17 protein-coding genes are annotated in these 22,879 nt (G+C 36.4%); 2 read left to right on the forward strand and 15 right to left on the reverse strand.

The features are described from left to right. Positions 1-53 precede the first annotated feature (53 nt). From queG to BLT57_RS01070, 12 genes are all read right to left on the reverse strand, one after another. Positions 54-977 (reverse strand): tRNA epoxyqueuosine(34) reductase QueG, encoded by a 924-nt coding sequence (gene queG, locus BLT57_RS01015; protein WP_091426589.1) that lies wholly within the window; start codon positions 975-977, stop codon positions 54-56. 55 nt (positions 978-1,032) lie between these two features. Further along, on the reverse strand, positions 1,033-2,373 hold the full coding sequence (locus tag BLT57_RS01020; protein ID WP_091421060.1) for a cytochrome-c peroxidase: 1,341 nt from the start codon (positions 2,371-2,373) through the stop codon (positions 1,033-1,035). A 145-nt stretch (positions 2,374-2,518) separates the two neighbouring features. Then, the gene (locus tag BLT57_RS01025; RefSeq protein ID WP_091421064.1) at positions 2,519-3,859 is read right to left on the reverse strand and encodes a cytochrome P450; all 1,341 of its coding nucleotides are present in this window, start codon (positions 3,857-3,859) and stop codon (positions 2,519-2,521) included. A 64-nt stretch (positions 3,860-3,923) separates the two neighbouring features. Beyond that, the gene (gene ruvB / locus BLT57_RS01030; RefSeq protein WP_091421067.1) at positions 3,924-4,946 is read right to left on the reverse strand and encodes a Holliday junction branch migration DNA helicase RuvB; all 1,023 of its coding nucleotides are present in this window, start codon (positions 4,944-4,946) and stop codon (positions 3,924-3,926) included. A 72-nt stretch (positions 4,947-5,018) separates the two neighbouring features. Continuing rightward, the gene (locus BLT57_RS01035) at positions 5,019-6,815 is read right to left on the reverse strand and encodes a cbb3-type cytochrome c oxidase subunit I (RefSeq protein ID WP_091421070.1); all 1,797 of its coding nucleotides are present in this window, start codon (positions 6,813-6,815) and stop codon (positions 5,019-5,021) included. Between the two features lie 27 nt (positions 6,816-6,842). Next, a complete protein-coding gene (locus BLT57_RS01040; RefSeq protein ID WP_091421074.1) occupies positions 6,843-7,904 on the reverse strand; it encodes a cytochrome c oxidase subunit II in 1,062 nt (353 codons plus the stop codon). A 27-nt stretch (positions 7,905-7,931) separates the two neighbouring features. Beyond that, positions 7,932-9,311, reverse strand: coding sequence for a quinol:cytochrome C oxidoreductase (locus tag BLT57_RS01045; protein ID WP_091421077.1), 1,380 nt, complete (start codon positions 9,309-9,311; stop codon positions 7,932-7,934). A 26-nt stretch (positions 9,312-9,337) separates the two neighbouring features. Continuing rightward, a complete protein-coding gene (locus tag BLT57_RS01050; protein ID WP_091421080.1) occupies positions 9,338-9,898 on the reverse strand; it encodes a cytochrome c in 561 nt (186 codons plus the stop codon). Positions 9,899-9,907: 9 nt separating this feature from the next. Beyond that, positions 9,908-10,438 carry a DUF3341 domain-containing protein gene (locus BLT57_RS01055; RefSeq protein WP_091421082.1) on the reverse strand — a complete coding sequence of 177 codons (531 nt, stop codon included), beginning with the start codon at positions 10,436-10,438 and terminating at the stop codon, positions 9,908-9,910. Positions 10,439-10,447: 9 nt separating this feature from the next. Next, on the reverse strand, positions 10,448-12,184 hold the full coding sequence (gene nrfD / locus BLT57_RS01060; protein WP_091421085.1) for an NrfD/PsrC family molybdoenzyme membrane anchor subunit: 1,737 nt from the start codon (positions 12,182-12,184) through the stop codon (positions 10,448-10,450). Between the two features lie 30 nt (positions 12,185-12,214). Further along, a complete protein-coding gene (locus BLT57_RS01065; RefSeq protein ID WP_091421088.1) occupies positions 12,215-15,346 on the reverse strand; it encodes a TAT-variant-translocated molybdopterin oxidoreductase in 3,132 nt (1,043 codons plus the stop codon). A 34-nt stretch (positions 15,347-15,380) separates the two neighbouring features. Further along, complete coding sequence (locus tag BLT57_RS01070) at positions 15,381-16,673, reverse strand: c-type cytochrome (protein ID WP_091426590.1); 1,293 nt, start codon at positions 16,671-16,673, stop codon at positions 15,381-15,383. A 244-nt stretch (positions 16,674-16,917) separates the two neighbouring features. Here BLT57_RS01070 and BLT57_RS01075 point away from each other — a divergent pair, with 244 nt between their 5' ends. Then, positions 16,918-17,298 (forward strand): SPOR domain-containing protein, encoded by a 381-nt coding sequence (locus tag BLT57_RS01075; protein ID WP_091421091.1) that lies wholly within the window; start codon positions 16,918-16,920, stop codon positions 17,296-17,298. A gap of 69 nt (positions 17,299-17,367) precedes the next feature. On the opposite strand, the gene infB is transcribed toward BLT57_RS01075, so the two are convergent. The 3 genes from infB to rimP all read right to left on the reverse strand — a co-directional run bounded on the left by infB (position 17,368) and on the right by rimP (position 21,887). After that, positions 17,368-20,115, reverse strand: a complete 2,748-nt coding sequence (infB, locus tag BLT57_RS01080) for a translation initiation factor IF-2 (protein WP_091421094.1) — start codon at positions 20,113-20,115, stop codon at positions 17,368-17,370. A 65-nt stretch (positions 20,116-20,180) separates the two neighbouring features. Then, positions 20,181-21,413, reverse strand: a complete 1,233-nt coding sequence (nusA, locus tag BLT57_RS01085; protein ID WP_091421097.1) for a transcription termination factor NusA — start codon at positions 21,411-21,413, stop codon at positions 20,181-20,183. 9 nt (positions 21,414-21,422) lie between these two features. Continuing rightward, the gene (rimP, locus tag BLT57_RS01090) at positions 21,423-21,887 is read right to left on the reverse strand and encodes a ribosome assembly cofactor RimP (RefSeq protein WP_091421098.1); all 465 of its coding nucleotides are present in this window, start codon (positions 21,885-21,887) and stop codon (positions 21,423-21,425) included. Between the two features lie 152 nt (positions 21,888-22,039). On the opposite strand from rimP, the gene BLT57_RS01095 reads away from it, so the two are divergent. Further along, positions 22,040-22,864 carry a universal stress protein gene (locus BLT57_RS01095; protein ID WP_091421102.1) on the forward strand — a complete coding sequence of 275 codons (825 nt, stop codon included), beginning with the start codon at positions 22,040-22,042 and terminating at the stop codon, positions 22,862-22,864. Positions 22,865-22,879 lie beyond the last annotated feature (15 nt).

Below are 22,879 nucleotides of genomic sequence, written 5' to 3' on the forward strand. Positions count from 1 at the left end.
AACAAATGTACGTGTTTTATGAGAAAGGTACTGATAGCTTTTTAGAATTATTATTATTTTAAAAACTTTATATTACGGGTCAACCCTTCAAACTTAGTGCGTTTTACAGCGCTATTTTTAAACACCTTATTGAACGTGTCTTTGGTGATTTCTTCCCAATCTTTTTTGGTCATTGACAATACTTCGGAGTGCGGATTAAACAACGGTTCGTTATGTGCTTTTGAAAAGCGATTCCACGGACAAACATCCTGACACACATCACAACCAAACATCCAATCGTCAAACTGCCCTTTAAACTCTGAAGGGAGATTCTCTTTTAATTCGATAGTGAAGTACGAAATGCATTTGCTTCCATCAACCACATAGGGTTCTGTTATGGCTTGTGTTGGACAAGCGTCAATACAGGCCGTACAAGTACCACAATGATCGGTTGTTGCATGATCATATTCTAGCTCTAAATCGATAATAAGTTCTGCAATAAAATAAAAGGATCCTATTTGTTGGGTCAATAGGTTGCTGTGTTTACCAATCCATCCTAATCCAGACTTTGCCGCCCAAGCTTTATCTAATACAGGCGCCGAATCTACAAACGCGCGGCCGTGGACGTCTCCAATTTCATCCTTTATAAACTGTAATAACTGTTTCAGTTTGTCCTTAATTACAAAATGGTAATCGGTTCCATAAGCATATTTTGACAGTTTATAACTTTCAGTGTTTTGAATTTCAGCGGGATAATAATTGAGCAATAAAGAGACGACACTTTTAGAACCTTCTACAAGTATTGTTGGGTCAAGGCGCTTATCAAAATGGTTCTCCATATATCGCATTTCGCCATGCGCATTATTCTTAAGCCACTTCTCTAATCGCGGTGCTTCTTCTTCCAAAAATTCGGCCTTACTAATACCACAAGACAAAAAACCGAGGCGTTTGGCTTCGGCTTTAATGATATCTGAATGTTTGGCTTTGTTCACCCTCAAATTTAAACCATTGTGATTAGAAAACAATGCTTAAAAACTGGATTCGTTTTATAAATTAATCACATCCCATATCTATAGAAGATTGTTCATCTGCATTAGGAAAACAATTTCCAGAGGGTAAGTCTAATGGTTCATAACGTTGCAGATTATTATCATACAAGGCATTTTCTAAAAATAGTACAATATAATCTACTTCTTCCTCAGTTAAATTTAATGGTGTAAAAAGCGGTGATAATGCCGCAGAAGGCACATTCATATTTTCTTGAATACCCTCGTTTTTATAATCCACAACATCTTTTACAGTCGTAAGACTTCCGCCATGTCCAAAAAACGACACATCTTTTAGATTATATAACTGAGGTGTCTTAAACTTGTAATCATCTTCAGAATTTCCAGTAAAACCACCTCGACCTCTTTTTGTGGCATCATCAACGCCATTAATGACGTCTGGCCCTTCAAGGTCTTTCATTCCTAAAGCATAGAAATCCATACCATTTAATCCAGGTCCTGAATGACAAGCATAACAGTTGGCTTTCCCATAGAATAATATAGCTCCTTTAGTTTCATCTTCATTTAAAGCAGATTCATCACCTCTCAACCATTGCTGAAATGGTGCTTGATTAGGTAATACTGTTCTTTCGTAAGCCGCTATAGCTAAACCAGCATTAACTCTTGTATAACGTTCGGCAGGCGCTACATTGGGAAACGCAGCATCAAACATATCTTTATATGTTGTACTGAAAATGAAATCTTCATCTATAAGTAAACGATGCACATTCAATCCTGCAATCGCTTGTGTCTCTACACCTTCAAATCCTAAATTATTAGTTTCTTTCGGAGTTCCCGTGGTCCAATTTGCTTCGGTACCTTGATTTATCCCAGATGCTCCAAACTGACCATTCCACAACATCACTTCTTGGTATGCTGCATTGAGTATGGTTGGGCTTCTAATAGGTTGTATGTCTAGATCTTCATCCAGATACATTGCATTTTTATGACGACTTTCTCCAAAAATACCAAATCCTTCACCCCCTTCTCCTATACCTTGTTTAATCCCACTTTGAAATCCAGCTGAAGCATGATGACAACTGGCACAAGAATAGGTATTCATACTTTCTTCCATATTCGGGTTTTTGGCAAGTCCAGTTTCATGAAATAGAAATTTTCCTAAAGTAACTTTTGCCTCTGTAATAGGATTATTAACATCACTTGGAATCAAATTAAATTCGTTAGAATAGGGTAAAACAAGTGCTTCCTTAGCTCCATAAAGATCAACTAATCGCTGCTCTAGAAAGCTTTCTGCGGGTATCTGCACATAATTGTCATCTGAAGAACAGGACGTAACAAATGCTAATAGCACTACTGATAATATTGATAATAATTTTGACTGGTTCATTTTGATTGGGTATTGTTAGGACTGAAATGTAGAAATAATTTTATTAATTTTTTAAAAAAATAGATTAAAGTTCCATTTTATAGGATTTCAATAAGCGCTTAGCGTTAAGTCGCTTAAAAAACAAGACGAACAGTATTGCTATTAGTTAATTATGAGCCCTTGGTATAAACTTTAAGAAGGCATTTTTAGGCTTTAATGTAATTAGAGGTGTAATTTCAATAGCCTCAAAATCAGGTTCTATCTTAAACTGGTGTACCAATTCAGTTATGGCTATAATCATTTCAAACATTGCAAAATTATTACCAATACATTTTCGCGGTCCGGCACCAAATGGAAAATACTGCGATGAATATTTTCGGCCACCTTCAATAAAACGTTCTGGCAAAAAGGCTTCAGGTTCGTTCCATAATTCCGGATGACGATGAATTTCATAAACGGAAAACAAAAGATTCGAACCGGCTTCAAAATGCATTCCATTGAAATCATCAGCTGAAATATTGACCCTATCAATAAAATATGCTGGTGGATATAGACGCATGGCTTCTTCCAGGACTTGCTGACAAACTTTTGAATGCATAACCGTTGCCATCAAGTCTGCCTTGTCTGCTTTTAGTTTTGTTGCCTCTGTTTTAATCTTTTCCTGCCACTCGGGATGAAGTGCTAACAATTGACATGTAAAGGTAAGCGCATTAGATGTGGTTTCATGACCTGCCGTAAATAGGATTAAAATTTCATCAATAAGTTGTTCTTCATCCATTGCTGTACCATCATCATATCTTGCGTCAAGGAGCATATCTAAAAGGTCATTTTCTTTGGTATGAGATGTTCTTCTTTCATTAACTATACGCCTTAATATTTCTCTGGCTTCACTTGTCAGTTTAAGGTGTTTTTCAATTTCACCACTGGCTTTGAACCACCATCCAAGATAGGGTTGGCGTAATTCTCTAACTAGCATTTTTTGAGCCGTCTCTGTTATATATTGGAGTCGATTAATATCCTTTTGATCTGCTGCACTGCTAAATAAGGATTTTACAACCGTTTGAAATGCGAGGTCATTGAGTATAGGAAAAATATCTATAACGACATTTGGTTTTATGCAATCATATTCAGAAAGAATTGCATTTTTTATGGATTCCAATAAATGTTGTAACTGTTTTTTGTGAAAAGCGGGCTGTATAAGTTTTCGTTGTTTTTTCCAGTGATCTCCTTCAGAAGTCAGCAAACCTTTACCGACATACTTCACTAAATCTTCTGTTTGAATTTTAGATTTAACAAAGTTTTTATGGTTCTTTTGGAGAACATACTCCATAAACGCAGCATCTCTGCAAAAAAAGATATTCGTCTTAAATCCGATTTTGAGTTTAAATATATCTCCCTTTTCAATAAAATTTTGATGATGAAAGGGTAATGGGTTTTTAAGAATCTCTAATGAGTGCTTCAAAAATCGTGATAAAGGAACTGCAGGTATTTCTCTGGGTGTATGCATTAAATCTATTTCCTATAATGGTATGATGTCATTCTGAAACAAGTACAGAATTCAGTGGCTATTTTTAAAATAACCCTCCTTGAATAGTCCCTTTAATTTTTCCGCGGTGTTTATAAGCTAATTCAGTCACTTCTCTGCCTCGTGGCGTGCGCATAATAAAGCCTTGTTGAATTAAAAATGGCTCATAGACCTCTTCAATAGTTTCAGCACTTTCACTAACAGCTGTTGCTAAGGTCGTAATACCTACGGGGCCACCTTTAAACTTGTCAATTATGGTTTCCAAAATTTTATTGTCCATTTCATCCAGACCATGTGCATCAACATTAAGTGCTGCTAAAGCAAATTTGGCGATTTTAATCTCAATATTGCCATTGCTTTTAATTTGAGCAAAATCTCTAACTCTTCGCAATAAGGCATTTGCAATTCTTGGAGTCCCACGACTTCTTCCCGCAATTTCTACCGCAGCCTCCATGGTCATAGGTACATTTAAAATTGAAGCACTACGTTGCACAATGGTAGTTAATAATTCAGTGTTATAATATTGAAGTCGACTTTGAATGCCGAAACGAGCACGCATTGGCGAGGTTAAAAGTCCGGAGCGTGTTGTTGCTCCAATAAGGGTGAACGGATTTAAGTTAATTTGTACTGTCCTTGCGTTTGGTCCAGACTCGATCATAATATCAATCTTATAGTCTTCCATAGCAGAATATAAATACTCCTCAACGATTGGACTTAATCGATGTATTTCATCAATAAAAAGAACGTCTCTTTCATCTAAATTAGTCAACAAACCAGCTAAGTCCCCTGGTTTATCTAGAACAGGGCCAGATGTGACTTTAATGCCTACATTGAGTTCGCTTGCTAATATATGCGCTAGTGTTGTTTTTCCTAAACCAGGAGGGCCATGAAACAAGGTGTGATCTAATGCTTCATCTCTACCATTCGCTGCTTGGACAAAAATCTGTAAATTTTCTAAAACCTGATCCTGACCCGTAAAATCATCAAAGGATAAGGGTCTAAGTTTTTTTTCTACTTCTATTTCTTCGGGAGAAAAATGTTCGTCTGTTGGATCTAGATTTTCATTCATGTTACACAAATATAAACAAAAAGCCTTTCGATAATTACGAAAGGCTTTCTAATAATATACTATATATAAATGTTAATGTTGTAGTTCTTCTTCTCCATCTTTTAAAGGAACGTTTTGCGGAACAAAATCTTCATCGTGTCCGGGCTTACTGTAATCATAAGGCCAGCGGTGAACATGAGGGATTTCTCCCGGCCAGTTTCCGTGGATATGCTCAACTGGAGCTGTCCATTCTAATGTATTTGAACGCCATGGGTTTTGCTCTGCTTTCTTTCCGAAGAAAATACTACTTATAAAATTGTACAAGAACACTAACTGTACTGCACCACCAACTAGGGCAAACATTGTAATCACGACGTTAGCATTAGCAGTGTCATCAAATAATGGGAAATTAGAATTTGTATAATAACGTCTAGGTAGACCAGCCATCCCTATAAAGTGCATTGGGAAAAATACACCGTAGGCACAGATTGCCGTCACCCAAAAATGTATGTATCCTAAATTCTTGTTTAACATACGGCCAAACATCTTTGGAAACCAGTGATATATACCCGCAAACACACCATAAAGTGCAGAAATACCCATTACCAAGTGGAAATGCGCTACTACAAAGTACGTATCATGAACATTAATATCTAGAGCACTATCTCCTAAAATAATTCCTGTTAAACCACCTGTGATGAATGTAGATACTAATCCAATAGAGAATAACATTGCTGGATTCATCTGAAGGTTACCCTTCCAGAGTGTGGTTATATAGTTAAACGCTTTTACTGCGGATGGAATCGCAATCAATAAGGTTGTAAATGTAAATACCGATCCTAAGAAAGGATTCATTCCCGAAATGAACATGTGGTGACCCCAAACAATCGTTGATAAGAATGCAATTGCGAGAATTGACATAACCATGGCACGGTAACCAAAAATTGGCTTTCTTGAATTTGTTGAAATTACTTCCGATGAAATACCTAGGGCTGGTAATAATACAATGTATACTTCAGGATGTCCTAAAAACCAGAATAAATGTTCAAATAATACTGGAGAACCTCCTTGATAATGTAATACTTCACCTTGAATAAATATATCTGATAAGAAGAACGATGTTCCGAAACTTCTATCCATGATTAATAATAAAGCTGCCGATAATAATACTGGAAATGAAACAACACCTATAATAGCGGTTACAAAGAACGCCCAAATTGTTAATGGCAGTCTTGTCATAGACATTCCTTTTGTTCGTAAATTAATAACGGTAACAATATAGTTTAACGACCCTAATAAAGAGGACGCAATGAATATTGCCATAGAGACTAACCATAAAGTCATACCCATTCCGGAACCACCTTGAGCCATAGGTAAGGCGCTTAAAGGCGGATAAATAGTCCATCCAGCGGCTGCAGGTCCAAACTCGACAAAAAATGACAATATCATAATTACACATGATAAAAAGAATAGCCAATACGATATCATATTTAAGAATCCCGAAGCCATATCTCTAGCCCCTATTTGTAAAGGGATTAATAAATTACTAAAAGTACCACTCAAACCAGCCGTTAGCACAAAAAACACCATTAAAGTACCGTGAATCGTCACTAGTGCTAAATAAATATCTGCACCCATAACGCCATCTGGAGCCCACTTTCCTAACAAAGCCTCAAAAATCACATTAGGCTCTTCTGGCCATGCAATTTGTAGACGCATCATTAGAGACATTAGAATTCCAATAATTCCCATGACAATTACACCAGTAATTAAATACTGCTTGGCAATCATTTTATGATCTTGACTAAAAATATATTTAGTCACAAAAGTCTCCTTATGGTGATGATGTCCGTGGTCGTCGTGTGCGTGAGTATCTGCGTGTGCTGACATAATCTATTTTCTTTTTTTTAAAATCTTTTAGTTAGTTAAAGAGTTATCGAATGTTTTCTGCTCTTTAATCCAAGCGTTATATTCTTCTTCTGTCTCTACAATAATCTTCATTTGCATATTGTAGTGTGATTTACCACAGATTTTATTACATAGCAATAAGTAATCAAATTCATATAGTAATTCTTGTCCTTTAGCTTCGATTTCATCTTTATTTTCAGAACGTATGGCATTAATATTTGCCACTTTTTCGGCAATATCAGGATTTAATCGCATGTCCTGTGTTGTTACTGTTGGTGTGAAACCAAACTGAGTTATCATACCTGGGACGCAATTCATCTGCGCTCTAAAGTGAGGCATATATGCTGAATGCAACACATCTTGTGAGCGCATTTTAAATAATACAGGTCTGTTTACTGGTAAATGTAATTCTGTTGTAATAATATCATCTTGTGAATTAGGATCAGACTCGTCTACTCCCAAGATATTTGCGCGATCAATATCAATTAATCTTACATTAGCCATCCCTAAAGTATTGTCTTCTCCGGCATATCGGGCCTTCCAGTTAAATTGCTGTGCATATAATTCAATCACTAAAGGATCTTCGCTTTCATCCACATTCATGATACTGGTCCAGGTAAACAATCCATAAATAATTAAACCTGCTAGAACGATTACAGGAATGAATGTCCAAATCGCTTCTAAGGTATTATTATCTGCATAGAACAGTGCTTTACGACCTTTTTCTCCTTTGTATTTAAAAGCAAAATAGTGCAGTAAAAACTGAGTAACAGTTTGAACGATAAAAATAACCACCATCGAAATGATCATTAAATTATCAACATCTTTACCGTGTTCTGAAGCCGCATTGGATACTAAGGGCAAATCTCCTAAGTACCAAAAACTAGCAATGGTTATGGCATAAATGAAGATTAAGAATCCCATCATCAAATAACCATTTAATCTATTGTCTTTATCATTCGCTACTTGACTATTAGATGCCCCAACTTGCGCTAAATCAAAGATCTTAACCATTTGCCATATCGCAACAGCTATGAAAAGTACTATTATAAGTGTTAAAAAAGCAGTCATTGTCGTTTCTGTTCTTTATATATTTTATTAATAATGGAAATGTTCACTTTCTTTTATGAACGGATTACGTTTAGCTAATAAAGGTGCTTTGGTTAACGCTGTAAACACAATAAATATGAATAATCCTGCGAAAAGCAGTATTGAACCTATTTCTGGAATCCCAATGAACCATCTATCTCCAACTGTAGCCGGCATAATCATATTAAACACGTCGATATAATGTCCGCATAAAATTACAATACCTGCCATTACTACAAACCATGGAATACGTTTATAATCGCTATTCATTAATATTAATAGTGGGAATACAAAATTCATTACTACCATACCCAAGAATGGCAATTGATAATCTTGGAATCGTGTTACAAAGTATGTGACTTCTTCTGGAATATTTGAATACCAAATGAGCATAAATTGTGAGAACCATAAGTACGTCCAGAAGATACTTATACCAAACATGAATTTTGCTAAATCATGTAAGTGACTATCATTAACAAAAGGCAGATGACCTCTAGACTTTAAATACATGGTCAACATTGCTATTACAGTAATTCCACTTACAAACATTGATGCGAAAACATACCATCCAAATAGTGTTGAGAACCAGTGTGGGTCTACACTCATAATCCAATCCCATGACATCATAGATTCAGTATAAATATAAAATACTAAGAACCCTGCAGCAATTCTAAATGATTTTTTAAAGTTTTTATTATCGTCTGCATTATCTTGAGCAATTGAAAACTTACGTGCAAAATGTCTATAAAGTGACCAACCTGCAATAAAAATTAAACCTCTTATGATAAATCCCTTCAAATTTAAGAATCCTGATTTACCCGCTACTAGTGCATCATATTTATCACTTGTAGGGTCTACCATATCTGGATCCATCCAAATGAATATGTTATAGTGTCCTATTGTTCCTGAAGCAACAGCAATACCTAATACTATTAATGCTCCAGGTAGTACATAAGCTGTAATTGCTTCCATGACTCTAAATAATACTGGAGACCAACCTGCCTGTGCAGCAAACTGTATTGCATAGAATGCTAAAACTCCCAGCGCGATCATAAAGAAGAAAAAGGCAGCTACGTACAATGCTGACCAAGGTCTGTTGTGTATTTGATGCAAAACATGCTCTTCATGGCTCATTTTATGGCCCTCCTCGGCATGAGCTTCATCGCCATGGGCATCTACATGTGATGCTTCTTCAACATGTGATTCTTCCGCATGACCTTCAGAGGAATGTGCTTCTCCGTGACCGTCGTGTTCAGCAGCAAGCAATACTTTGACATCCTCTTCAGTTTTATATTGATGCGAATCCCAAAAGCCATAACTAACACCTAATGCTCCGAGGATCATTAGGATTATAGATGCCATTTTTAATCGATTTGAAATTGTATACATATCTCTATTCTAAATCTTTAACTATCTTATTTTTCTAGGTCTGCTTTTAACTTAAGTACGTAATCGACTACTTGCCAACGCTCTTCTTCATTCAATTGATTAGCATATGAGCCCATTGCATTCTTACCGTAATAAATAACATGATAAATACTTCCAGCGGTTATGGCGCGACCGGCATCGTCATAGCTTGGCACACCTAGTATTTTTTCTCTTTTAACCAATTTACCTTGTCCTTTCCCCTTATTCCCGTGGCAAATTCCGCAATACACATCATATAATTCTTTTGCTCTTGCATCATCAATTTGTATTGAATCTAAAGGGCTCACTAAATTGGCTTTTGCAGAATTGTAACCATCGTTTGTATTTTCATATTCAAAAGGCATATGACCTCCTCTAGGAATGGTTCCTTCAGCCGGTAACTGTGCTTCTACACCTCCGGGAAAAGCATCAGACTCCTGATAGGCTTCGTAACTCACTGGTTCGTACATATTCGGCATATACTGGTAATTTGGTCTTGAGTTCTTTTGACAAGCAACAACACTCGCAAACACCATTAATACTACTATTATTTTAAATAAGCTTTTCATCTGTATAAGTTAATGCGCTTTATCAATTAAATTTATCTCGACAGCTCCTGTTTCTTTTAACAAGTCTGAGAGTTCTTTTTCGTTGTTATGAACAGAGATTTCCATTAGAAAATGGTCATCAGTTGTTCTTGGGTCTGGATTCTCTGCTTTCTTGAATGGCCACATTCTACTTCTCAAGTAAAAGGTAATAACCATAAGGTGAGCTGCAAAAAATACTGTAAGTTCGAACATTATCGGTACGAATGCAGGCATGTTTTCGATATAACTAAAACTTGGTTTACCACCTATATCTTGGGGCCAATCTTGAATCATAATAAAATTCATCATCACAATAGCAACAGCTAGACCAACGCAACCATACATAAACGACGTGATTGCAATTCTCGTTGGAGCTAAACCCATTGCCTTGTCTAGTCCATGTACTGGAAAAGGCGTATAAATTTCTTCTATATGATGATGCGCAGACTTTACCTTTTTTACGGCAGCCATAAGAACATCGTCATCAGTGTAAATAGCGTGAATTACTTTTGAAGCTTCCATGTACTATTTTTAGTTTATTAATTTTTTAGCTTGTCCTGACCAATCATCACGTTCAGCTCTTCCTGGGAAGGAACCTGTAATAGCATCTAACAAGTCATATTCTCTTTTTGTCATTTTACTCACTTGGACAAATGTATAAATACCAATACTATTCAGTACTTCTTCCATTTTTGGACCGATACCATTTATTTGTTTCAAGTCATCTGCAGTTTGGGTTTTTGAATCAAAGGCTCCAATACTACCTAATAAATCATTTACTTTTGCCGAATTATCATCAATAGAAGGTGCTTCTGAACTACTTTTTGTTATTGCCGCCGGAACACCCGATGTTCTTTGGTCAGAACCGGTACCAACTAAACTATCTCCACGTTCTCTAATTTTCTTGTAACGTTCACCTGAAGATTTTAAAATCGTTTTTACTTCTGCTTGGGCAATCACCGGGAACGTTCTAGCATATAGTAAGAATAATACAAAAAAGAATCCTATGGTTCCTATGAAAATCCCAATATCTACAAAAGTAGGAGAGAACATTGTCCAAGATGATGGTAAGTAATCTCGGTGTAATGATGTCACAATAATTACGAAACGCTCAAACCACATTCCTACATTTACCACAATTGATATAAAGAACGAGAACATGATACTTGTTCTAAGCTTTTTAAACCACATAAACTGCGGAGAGAATACGTTACATGACATCATCATCCAGTAGGCCCATGCATAAGGTCCTGTTGCCCTATTTAAGAATGCGTATTGTTCATATTCTACTCCTGAATACCAAGCGATGAATAGTTCGGTGATATATGCCACACCAACGATTGAACCCGTAATCATAATGACAATATTCATTAACTCAATATGTTGTACGGTAATATAATCTTCTAAATTACATACCTTTCTCATGATAATCAAAAGTGTGTTTACCATTGCAAACCCTGAGAAAATAGCTCCAGCAACGAAGTATGGAGGGAAAATCGTAGTATGCCAACCTGGTATCACTGAGGTAGCGAAGTCAAAAGATACAATAGTGTGTACCGAAAGTACAAGTGGCGTTGCTAAACCTGCAAGTACTAATGAGACTTCTTCAAAACGTTGCCAATCCTTTGCGCGTCCTGACCATCCAAAACTCAATAACGAATATATTTTCTTTTGAAAAGGTCTTACTGCTCTATCGCGAATCATCGCAAAATCTGGTAACAACCCAGTCCACCAGAATACAAGTGACACTGATAAATAAGTTGAGATTGCAAATACATCCCAAAGTAAAGGTGAATTAAAGTTTACCCACAAGGAACCAAATTGATTTGGAATAGGCAAAACCCAATAAGCCAACCATGGTCTTCCCATGTGAATGATTGGGAATAAACCTGCTTGGATTACAGAGAAAATTGTCATTGCTTCTGCAGAACGGTTAATTGCCATTCTCCATTTTTGACGGAAGAGTAAAAGTACAGCAGAAATTAAAGTTCCTGCGTGACCAATACCAACCCACCAAACGAAGTTAGTAATATCCCAAGCCCAACCAACGGTTTTGTTCAAACCCCAAGTTCCAATACCTGTAGAAATCGTATAGATAATACACCCTATTCCCCAAAGGAATGCGACAAGTGCGATTGAAAATACAATCCACCAAGCTTTGTTTGCTTTTCCTTCAACAGGCGCTGCCACATCCACCGATACATCGTGATATGATTTTTCTCCTGTAACTAAGGGTCTTCTAATAGGTGCTTCGTAATGAGACGCCATAATCTATTATAATTGTTTCTTAATTAATTTTTATGCTTCTTTTGTATTTCTCACTTTCGTATGATACTGAACATTTGGCTTAGTACCGACACTTTCTAATAAGTGATACATACGATCATCTTCTTTTAGTTTTGCAACTTCACTATCATGATCATTAATGTCTCCAAATTTGATTGCACCGCTACTACATGCTGCAGAACAAGCTGTTTGGAATTCTCCATCTTTAATCACTCGTCCGTCACGTTTTGCATCAAGAATTGTCTTCTGTGTCATTTGTATACACATAGAACATTTTTCCATCACACCACGAGAACGTACTGTTACGTCTGGGTTTAGCACCATACGACCTAAATCATCATTCATATGGTAATCAAACTCGTCATTTTTGTTATATAGGAACCAGTTGAAACGACGTACTTTATAAGGACAGTTATTTGCACAATAACGTGTTCCAACACAACGGTTATAAGCCATATGGTTTTGACCTTGTCGACCATGTGAAGTTGCCGCCACAGGACAAACTGTTTCACAAGGCGCATGATTACAATGCTGACACATTACTGGTTGAAATGCAACTTGCGGATTATCAGATGCATTCTCTAATTCACCAAATCCTCCTAATGAACCTTGGTCTCCCCAAAGTCCAGAGAACTCATCTTTCTTTGTATTATCTTCAGTAAATGTTTCTTCCGAAGAGTAATATCTATCAATACGTAACCAATGCATATCACGACTACGTCTAATTTCTTCTTTACCAACAACAGGAACATTATTTTCTGCGTGACATGCAATAACACATGCTCCACATCCTGTACAAGAGTTAAGATCAATAGCTAGATTGAAATGATGGCCTATAGAACGATCAAATTCCTCCCATAAATCAACCTCAGGAGATGTTACTGGTGTTTCCTCATGGTTTAATGACACCTTCGGAACCGGATTCCAGTACTCTTTATTTTTCGTATTGAAAATCTCTAATGTTGTTTCTTTAATGATATCTCCACGACCCATTAACGTATTTTGCAGCTGAACACATGCAAATTTATGCATTCCAGATGCTTTGCTGACTGATACGCTTTGAATCGTATCAAAGTTCTGGTATAATGCGTATGCATTAACACCTGTCTTCATGTCGTCTTTTAAACCTTCAGCTGTTCTACCATAACCTAAAGCTAATCCGACAGACCCCTTAGCCTGACCTGGCTGAATGATGACTGGTACATTCTTTACGGTAACACCATTGACTGTAACATCAGCATAGCTGCCATTTAATGCGCCTGTAGCGTCATACTCATTGACTAAGTTTAAAGACTTAGCATCACTAGCAGAAACCATTAGGTAGTTATCCCAAGATGTTCTTGTTATAGGATCAGGGAATTCTTGCAACCAAGGGTTATTAGCTTGCTGCCCATCACCCATTCCAGTTTTTGTATAGAGTTGTAACTCCATCCCTTCTGATTTCGCAGAAGATGCTATAGCTCTTGCCGCTGCTCCTGCGCTTGAGGCAGGTGCTGCAGATTCTGAGCCTTCAGATTCTGTCACAGCATCTGCTGTATCTTCAGTTTCTGTAGCAATTGAACCTACATAAACACCATCTTGTAAGGCTTGGTTAAATGAAGAATCTGTTAAAATTCCTGTTCCCCAAGTCTCTTTAATGTATTCACGGTAACTCATATCATTACCAGTCCACTTTAATAAAGCTTCTTGAAATTGACGAGTATCAAACAACGGACGAATTGTCGGTTGCATTAAACTGTAATGTCCTTTTTTAAGTTCAACATCTCCCCAAGATTCAAGATAATGTGGAGTTGCTGCTATATATTGGGTCATTGAAGATGTTTCGTCAACTTTCATCGAAAACGCAATTGACAATTCCGTTTTCTTTAAACCTTCGGCAAATTCAGCTGCATTTGGAAGCGAATACATTGGGTTAACACCACTCATTATGATACCTCCAATACGTCCTGCTTTCATATCAGTTACTAATTGAGCAACTGCTTTATTATTTCCTTGTCTTGTTAAAATAGGAGTAGACGAATCACACACTTTACTTCCTAGAGCTTTATTAATAGCTAATACTACTGTTTGGGCATTAACATCTTGTATACCAGTTACAATAACACCAGTACTTCCTGCTCTCTTTAATTCTGATGCTGCTTTTTGAACCGCATCATTTATATTTTGTGGTAAATCTGTTGAAACAGATCCTCCAACTACTAAACTATATAATTTTGCTAATACTTGTTTTTGCTGACTTGGAGTCAACGGTACACGTTTATCTGCATTAGCTCCAGTAAGAGACATATTTGATTCAAACTGAATATGGCGCGACATTTTGCCTTCTTTTGGCACACGTCCTTTAGCATATCCTGAATCAAATCCACCGCCTTGCCAATCCCCTAAGAAATCTGCACCAACAGAGACAATGGTCGTAGCTTTCGAAAAATCATAATTTGCCAACGCTCTAGTACCATACATCGCTTGAAAGGCATCTAAGGCTGGTGATTCTGAAACTGCATCATAAACTACATGACGTACATTTCCGAATTTCTCTTTAAACTCTGAAATTAACTTTGAAGTTGATGGGCTTGCATAAGTTTGCGTTAACAATACGATTTCCTTACCAGCAGCACTCAGGCCTGTTAAGGTTTTTGAAGTTTCTTCATCAAAAGACGACCATAAAATGTCGTTTCCGCCTTTCATAGCACCTTTGACTCTTAAACTATCGTATAAATCTAAAACAGAAGCGTTAACTCTTGCATTAGCACCGTTATGTGTTTTTGCTAAGTTGTTGTTTTCAATTTTAATTGGACGACCTTCACGTGTTTTTATTAAAACACTTGCAAAATCAAAACCATTAGCAATCGTAGTTGCATAGTAGTTAGCCACACCAGGAATAATTGATTCTGGTTGCACTACATAAGGAATAGATTTAATTACAGGTCCTTCACAAGCGGCTAATGATGCAGCTGCTGTACTGAAACCAACATACTTTAAAAAGTCACGACGCGTAGTAGATGAAGACTCTAAAGATTCTTTATCTCCTAAAAACTCACTTGCTGGAATCTCTTCCACAAATTCGTTTTGCTTGAGCGTCTCAACAATAGAGCTGTTTTCGTTTAGCTCTTCAACACTTTTCCAGTATTTCTTGTTTGATGACATATTATATAAATGAATTACTTCTTATTAATTGTTATTAGTAGTGACACTTACCACATTCCAGACCACCCATTTGAGCGGCTGTGAGTTTGTCTACACCATATTTCTTAGATAATTGCTCGTGTATTTTTGTGTAATACGCATTATCTTCAACTTTTACATTTGTTTCTCTGTGACAGTTAATACACCATCCCATTGTTAACGGAGCATGTTGATACATCACTTCCATTTCTTCTACTGGTCCGTGACATGTTTGACATTGCACACCAGCAACAGAAACATGTTGAGAGTGATTAAAGTAAGCAAAGTCTGGCAAATTATGAATTCTTACCCATTTTACTGGCTGTGTTTCTCCAGTATATTGCTGCTCATCTTCATCCCATCCTACCGCTTTGTATAATTTTTGAATTTCAGCATTATAATCAACGCCATATTCTTCAATACCTTCTTGTTGGGTCACTTCAGCTACTTGATAAATAGACTTATGACAGTTCATACAAATATTTAATGACGGAATACCTGAATGCTTACTTACTCTTGCAGAAGAGTGACAGTATTTACAATCGATACCATTTTCTCCGGCATGAATTCTATGTGAATAATGAATAGGCTGCACTGGCTCATAGCCTTGATCTACACCTATTTGAGATAGGTATCCGTAAACAAAATACGCACTGGCCAATAGTAAGAAAATCACAGAGACCAATACCAAGAATTGATTTTGTACAAAAGCTTTCCAGATTGGCAACCCTTTATCTTTTTCAACTGCTGTAACACCTTTTTCCTCAGCAAAACGATTTAAAGTTTGTCTTACTAAGACTAAGGCAATTGCTAGCAGTGCAAATAGTATAGCTAGTGCTCCTAAGATGATTTTACTTGAAATACCTTCTTCAGATGAGCCCTTGCCCGCTACAACTACAACTTCTTCCTTCTTTGGCGGTTCAGCAGCAGTATAAGCTAAAATATCTGTAATATCTTGATCTGACAATTGTGGAAAAGCAGTCATGGCAACGCCATTGTACTCATTGTAAATTTGGTTTGCATAGGCATCACCAGATTTAACTAATCCAGCACTGTTGCGAATCCATTTGTTTAACCACTCTCTATCTAAACCTTGTTCTTCAGAAAGACGCGCTTCAACATTACGTAATGCTGGACCTGTCATTTTTCTATCGAGTTGATGACAAGCAGCACAGTTTGTATTGTATAAAGTTTTTCCTTTTGCAGGATCGCCCTCTTGAGCAGTGAGTGAAGTGGAAAACGTAAGTAAAATAACCAGTCCTAAGTAAGGAATCTTTGAGGCTAATTGACGGTAAATCACCTGTATCATATTGTTAGTTGAATTATCTTCTAAACTTTGGTATGATTTTTTCATTAATACTATTGAAAAAAACGTTTGTAAAATCTCAGGCAAAAATAATACTTATAGTCCGTTTTATAAATGTTACATATGTGTTAATTGCTAATTTATACGGATTCTAAATAATATTTTAGAGGTGAAATTAGTTATTATTTATCACTAAGGAAACAACACTTAAAAAAAAACGTTTTCTTTGTATCAAATTTCAAAATATATGAAAATTAATAAGCTAAAAATCACCATATTATTCCTTGCGTTTTTCGGCATGGCTAACTTGGCTCTATCTCAAGAAGGAACCGTAACAATTGATCAAGACAACGACATCACCAAATTATTGGAATATAAAAAAGATGTTAAAACGGTGGATCTCTATAAAATTCAGTTAGATTTTGGTTCACGCTCGGAAGCTATAAGTTTGCGAGAGACGTTTCAGAGTGCTTTCTCACAGTGGCCTTCTGAATTGGTCTATGAAACTCCAAATTATAAAGTATGGGTTGGGAATTTTAGCACACGCTTAGAAGCAGATATTGCTTTATTGAAAATAAAAAAGAAGTTTTCTAAAGCGATGGTTTTTGAACCTAAGAAGGACGACTAATTCTTATTAAATGATGACATAAAAAAAGCGACTACATGTAGTCGCTTTTTTTATATCATATGTAACCTTTTATTTCAGTTTCTTTTTAACTTCAACTTCTTGGAAGGCTTCAATAACATCATCAATTTGAATATCGTTATAGTTTTTCAATTGAATACCACAATCGTATCCTTTCGCAACTTCTTTAGCATCATCTTTGAAACGCTTTAATGAAGTTAACTCTCCGGTATGAATTACAACGCCATCTCTAATAAGACGGATTCCTGAATTTCTATATATTTTACCAGTAGTCACCATACAACCTGCAATTGTTCCAATTTTAGAAATCTTGAAAGTTTCTCTAATTTCAGCAGTACCAGTAATTTCTTCTTTTAGCTCCGGAGATAACATCCCTTCCATTGCGTCTTTAAGATCATTAATAGCATCGTAAATTATTGAGTACATTCTGATATCAATTTCTTCTTTATCAGCAATTTGACGCGCATTACCCATTGGTCTCACGTTAAATCCAATAATAATTGCATCAGAAGCAGTTGCCAATAACACATCACTTTCTGTAATGGCACCAACACCTTTATGTATGATATTAACTTGTATTTCTTCAGTGGATAGTTTTTGGAATGAATCTGTTAAAGCTTCCACAGAACCATCCACATCACCTTTAAGGATGATATTTAATTCTTGGAAATCTCCGAGTGCAATTCGACGTCCAATTTCATCTAGTGTAATATGACGTTGTGTTCTCACCGATTGCTCACGTTGTAACTGTGTTCGCTTTGCTGCGATTTGTTTGGCTTCACGTTCATCTTCAAAGACATTGAATTTATCACCCGCTTGAGGTGCTCCATCCAACCCTAATATAGATACAGGTGTTGAAGGCCCTGCAGCTTCCACTTCATTTCCACGTTCATCATGCATGGCTTTCACTTTACCACTGTTTTTGCCTGCGAGTACGTAATCTCCAACTTTTAATGTTCCGGCTTGTACTAAAATCGTTGAAACATATCCACGACCTTTATCTAAGAAGGCTTCTACAACCGTGCCTGATGCATTTTTATTTGGATTAGCTTTAAGCTCTAATAACTCGGCTTCTAGCAATACTTTTTCCAATAATTCTTTGATACCTGTTCCATTTTTAGCTGAAATATCATGAGATTGAATTTTTCCACCCCAATCTTCAACCAATAAGTTCATTTGTGCTAATCCTTCTTTTACTTTTTCAGGATTTGCTCCAACCTTATCAATTTTATTAATTGCAAAAATAATCGGCACTTCTGCTGCTTGAGCATGAGCAATTGCCTCTTTCGTTTGCGGCATGATTGAATCATCAGCAGCAACTACAATAATTGCTAAATCGGTGACTTGAGCACCACGCGCGCGCATTGCGGTAAAGGCCTCGTGACCTGGTGTATCTAAGAATGCTATTTTTTGTCCGCCTTCTAATTGAACGCCATAAGCTCCAATATGTTGTGTAATTCCACCTGATTCTCCGGCTATTACATTTTCTTTACGAATATAATCCAGTAAAGAAGTTTTACCATGATCAACGTGACCCATTACAGTTACAATTGGCGCTCGTGTTACTAGATCTTCTGGCTTATCTACTACTTCCTCAATCGACTCTTCAATATCAGCAGTAACAAAATCAACTTTATAGCCAAATTCATCTGCAACTACAGATAAGGTTTCAGCATCTAAACGCTGGTTCATGGTCACCATCATCCCGAGCGACATACATGCCGAAATAATTTCGGTAACCGAAACATTCATCATGGTCGCTACTTCATTAGCCGTTACAAATTCTGTCACTTTTAGAATTTTGCTTTCTGCAGCTTCTATTTGTTGATCAATTTCAGACTGTTCTCTATGTTGTTCTCTCTTCTCTCTTCGATATTTAGCGCCTTTTCCTTTACTCGATTTTCCTTGAAGTTTCTCTAAGGTTTCACGGACTTGTTTTTGTACGTCTTCTGCACTTGGTTCTGCTTTTACAGTAGATGTTCGTTTACCAGCTTGAGATTTGCCTTTAAAGCCACCTCTTTGATTACCTCCACGATTACCTCCTCTATTATCGCCACCAGCAGCAGGACCTTTACTAATTCGGCGTCTTTTCTTTTTATTATCAGAATCTGTATCTGTCTTCTTCTCTTCCTTTTTCTTCTTTGGTTTATTAAATTGAGATAAATCAATTTTATCACCTGCGATTTTTGGGCCTGAAAGTTTTTTATATTGTGTCTTTAACGTTTCTTCAGTTGGCTCGGCACTCGCATCTTCTGTTTTTTCAGCTTCAACCTCTTTTACAGGTACTTTCTTCTCTTTTACAGGTGCTTCTTTAGGCTTAGCAACTTCTTTGACTGGCTCTTCAGCTGGTTCTTCTTTCGCTTTTACTTTTACTTCTTTTTGAACTTGCTCTTTTTTTGGAGATTCTTTAACCACCTCAGATTCAGGAGCAGTTTTAGGCTCTTCTTCTGGCTTATTCAGGTCAATTTTACCAACCTGCTTCGGTCCGCTCAACTCCGCCTTTGCTTTAACGACTTCACGGCTTTTTGCGTCTCTTTGAGCCTTTTCTTCCAATTCACGCTCGCGTTGCTCTCGTAACTCTTCCTTTTCTTTTAACTTTGCTTCACTAACTTCTAAAGAAGCTACTTTTTTATTAGCGTCAGTCTGAAATTCGTCGGAAAGAATTGCGTAAACCTCTTCTGATATTTTCGTATTAGGACTCTTCTCTACCTCGACACCTTTTGATTCTAAAAAATCAACAGCACGATCAATAGAGATATTCAATTCCCTTAATACTTTATTTAATCTAATTTGAGCCATAAATTGCTTGTAATATAACTTAAAAATCTATTCTACCAAAGTAACATGTTTTTGTTACACTGGTATTATTCTTCAAATTCTTCCTTAAGAATTCGAAGAACATCTATAATTGTTTCTTCTTCTAAATCGGTACGTTTTACAAGATCTTCAACATCTTGCTCTAACACACTTTTAGCAGTATCTAAACCTGCTTTACTAAATTCTTCGATAATCCATCCTTCGATTTCATCTGAGAATTCCGATAACTCCACATCTTCTTCAGCACCTTCTCTAAATACGTCAATCTCATAGCCGGTTAATTTTCCAGCCAATCTAATGTTGTGACCACCTCTACCAATGGCTTTTGACACCTCTTCTGGCTTTAATAACACCTCAGCGCGTTTATTTTCTTCATCTAACTTAATAGACGTTACTCGTGCAGGACTTAAGGCCCTAGTGATAAATAACTGTAAGTTATTGGTATAGTTGATGACATCAATATTTTCATTTCCTAGCTCACGAACAATCCCGTGAATTCTAGACCCTTTCATCCCAACACATGCACCAACAGGATCAATTCTATCATCATAAGAATCAACCGCCACTTTAGCCTTTTCACCTGGTATTCTTACCACACTCTTGATAGTGATTAATCCATCAAATACTTCAGGAATCTCTTGCTCAAACAGTTTTTCTAAAAATGCAGGTGACGTTCTAGACATGATGATTGCAGGCTTATTACCTTTCAATTCAACACTTTCTATAATTCCTCTTACATTTTCACCTTTTCTAAAAAAGTCTGAAGGGATTTGTTTATCCTTAGGAAGTATGATTTCGTTACCTTCATCGTCCAATAAAATAATCGCTCTGTGACGAATATGATGCACTTCAGCTGAATAAATCTCACCTTCAAGCTCTTTAAATTGCTTATAGATGTTTGTGTTATCATGTTCATGAATTTTAGAAATCAAATTTTGGCGTAAAGCCAAAATAGAACGACGTCCTAAATCCACTAATTTCACTTCTTCAGCAACATCTTCACCAACTTCAAAATCTGGTTCTATTTTTTGTGCTTCAGTTAATTCAATTTCTTGATTTGGCTCTTCTACTTCACCATCGGCTACAACAACTCGATTTCTCCATATCTCCAAATCTCCTTTATCTGGATTTATAATAATATCAAAATTATCGTCATCACCATATTTCTTTTTCAAGGCATTTCTCAATACATCCTCTAAAATCGCCATTAACGTTACACGATCTATTAATTTATCGTCTTTAAATTCTGAAAAAGAATCAATTAACGCAATATTTTCCATAACTATGAATTAAAATTTTATTACAACTTGAGCTTTCGAAATCGTGTCGTACGATATTTCAGCTTGCTTTTTTACGGTTACTTTTCCTTTACCAACAGGTTTAGGCTCCCTCACTTTCCACTCTAAAAGAATTGCATCCTCATTAGCTTCGGTAAGCGTTCCTTCTATAGTATCGTTAGTTGTGGTTTTTACACTTAAGATTCGTCCCACATTTTTTTTATACTGTCTTTTATTTGTAAAAGGTGCCGTAGCTCCTGAAGACTGAACCTCTAAAGAAAAATCCTCTTCTTCTCTATCTAAATTATGCTCTATACCACGGCTAATAAACATGCAGTCTTCAACCAAAACACCATTATCACCGTCAATTACAACTTTGATTGTGTTGCCTTGTAAGACCTCGAAATCGATTAAAAACAGGTCTTCACGCTGGTTTAATGCATCATCTAATAATTGTTTTACCGTATCCTTGAACATTTTTAGTATAAAAAGAGCGGACTTCCCGTCCGCTCATTATTCTTTTTCTTCAAACAACGCTGCAAATATACAACATTTTAATTGATTTTTGCAAAGATGCTCGTTTCGAATTTTATTATTAAATTTAGGAGACTCTAAATAACTCAATCCTTATGAAAAAAATATTAGTTCCGACAGATTTTTCGCTTGAAGCAGAAAATGCCTTAAAAGTAGCTTCACAAATCGCTAGAAAACATGGTAGTGAAATTTATTTGCTGCATATGCTCGAAATCCCTTTGCAGGAGATAGATACTGTGAATAGTCAGGCTGATGTTCCTGAAGTGATGTTTTTTATGAGAATGGCGCATCAAAAATTTGAAGACATCATGAATAGCGAACATCTGAAAGGATTAACCGTTCATGAAATTGTTAAACCTGATGGTTCATTCAATGGTATTTCTGAAATTTGCAAGGAACACGGCATCACAATGATTACTATGGGTTCACATGGTGCTAGTGGTATTAAAGAAATGTTTGTTGGTTCTAATGCCGAAAAAGCCGTTCGTAATTCCGAAGTACCCGTGCTCGTCATTAAAAATGATCATGACGACTTTAGTATTGATGACATCGTTTTTGCATCAGATTTTAAGAATGATAATAAAGAAACCTACAGACAGGCTACAGAATTTGCCACTGCTTTTGGCGCGCAACTGCATTTGCTCATGGTAAATACTGCCAGTAATTTTACAACAACCAAAAAAGCTAATGATAGAATTAATGAGTTCATTGAAGACTATAGCTTCAAAAATTTTACTATTACTGTTTATAACGATGAGTCTGTAGAGAAAGGTGTACTTAATTTTTCTAGACAAATAGATGCTGATTTAATTGGAATTAGTACGCATGGGAGACAAGGTATCGCGCACTTTTTTAACGGAAGCATAAGTGAAGACTTAGTAAATCACGCCAAAAGGCCAGTGATTACCTTTAAAATTTAATCTTGAAATAAGTGT

It is taken from the genome of Formosa sp. Hel1_31_208 (genome assembly GCF_900104785.1).
Taxonomy (GTDB): Bacteria; Bacteroidota; Bacteroidia; order Flavobacteriales; family Flavobacteriaceae; genus Psychroserpens.

Excerpts from the sequence above, each read along its gene's own strand:
- BLT57_RS01055 (WP_091421082.1), bottom strand. The coding sequence starts at position 10,438 with ATGGAAGCTTCAAAAGTAATTCACGCTATTTACACTGATGACGATGTT.
- BLT57_RS01065 (WP_091421088.1), bottom strand. The coding sequence starts at position 15,346 with ATGTCATCAAACAAGAAATACTGGAAAAGTGTTGAAGAGCTAAACGAA.
- infB (WP_091421094.1), bottom strand. The coding sequence starts at position 20,115 with ATGGCTCAAATTAGATTAAATAAAGTATTAAGGGAATTGAATATCTCT.
- nusA (WP_091421097.1), bottom strand. The coding sequence starts at position 21,413 with ATGGAAAATATTGCGTTAATTGATTCTTTTTCAGAATTTAAAGACGAT.
- nrfD (WP_091421085.1), bottom strand. The coding sequence starts at position 12,184 with ATGGCGTCTCATTACGAAGCACCTATTAGAAGACCCTTAGTTACAGGA.
- BLT57_RS01040 (WP_091421074.1), bottom strand. The coding sequence starts at position 7,904 with ATGACTGCTTTTTTAACACTTATAATAGTACTTTTCATAGCTGTTGCG.
- BLT57_RS01095 (WP_091421102.1), top strand. The coding sequence starts at position 22,040 with ATGAAAAAAATATTAGTTCCGACAGATTTTTCGCTTGAAGCAGAAAAT.
- rimP (WP_091421098.1), bottom strand. The coding sequence starts at position 21,887 with ATGTTCAAGGATACGGTAAAACAATTATTAGATGATGCATTAAACCAG.
- ruvB (WP_091421067.1), bottom strand. The coding sequence starts at position 4,946 with ATGAATGAAAATCTAGATCCAACAGACGAACATTTTTCTCCCGAAGAA.
- BLT57_RS01020 (WP_091421060.1), bottom strand. The coding sequence starts at position 2,373 with ATGAACCAGTCAAAATTATTATCAATATTATCAGTAGTGCTATTAGCA.
- BLT57_RS01050 (WP_091421080.1), bottom strand. The coding sequence starts at position 9,898 with ATGAAAAGCTTATTTAAAATAATAGTAGTATTAATGGTGTTTGCGAGT.
- BLT57_RS01075 (WP_091421091.1), top strand. The coding sequence starts at position 16,918 with ATGAAAATTAATAAGCTAAAAATCACCATATTATTCCTTGCGTTTTTC.
- BLT57_RS01070 (WP_091426590.1), bottom strand. The coding sequence starts at position 16,673 with ATGATACAGGTGATTTACCGTCAATTAGCCTCAAAGATTCCTTACTTA.
- BLT57_RS01035 (WP_091421070.1), bottom strand. The coding sequence starts at position 6,815 with ATGTCAGCACACGCAGATACTCACGCACACGACGACCACGGACATCAT.
- BLT57_RS01025 (WP_091421064.1), bottom strand. The coding sequence starts at position 3,859 with ATGCATACACCCAGAGAAATACCTGCAGTTCCTTTATCACGATTTTTG.
- BLT57_RS01045 (WP_091421077.1), bottom strand. The coding sequence starts at position 9,311 with ATGTATACAATTTCAAATCGATTAAAAATGGCATCTATAATCCTAATG.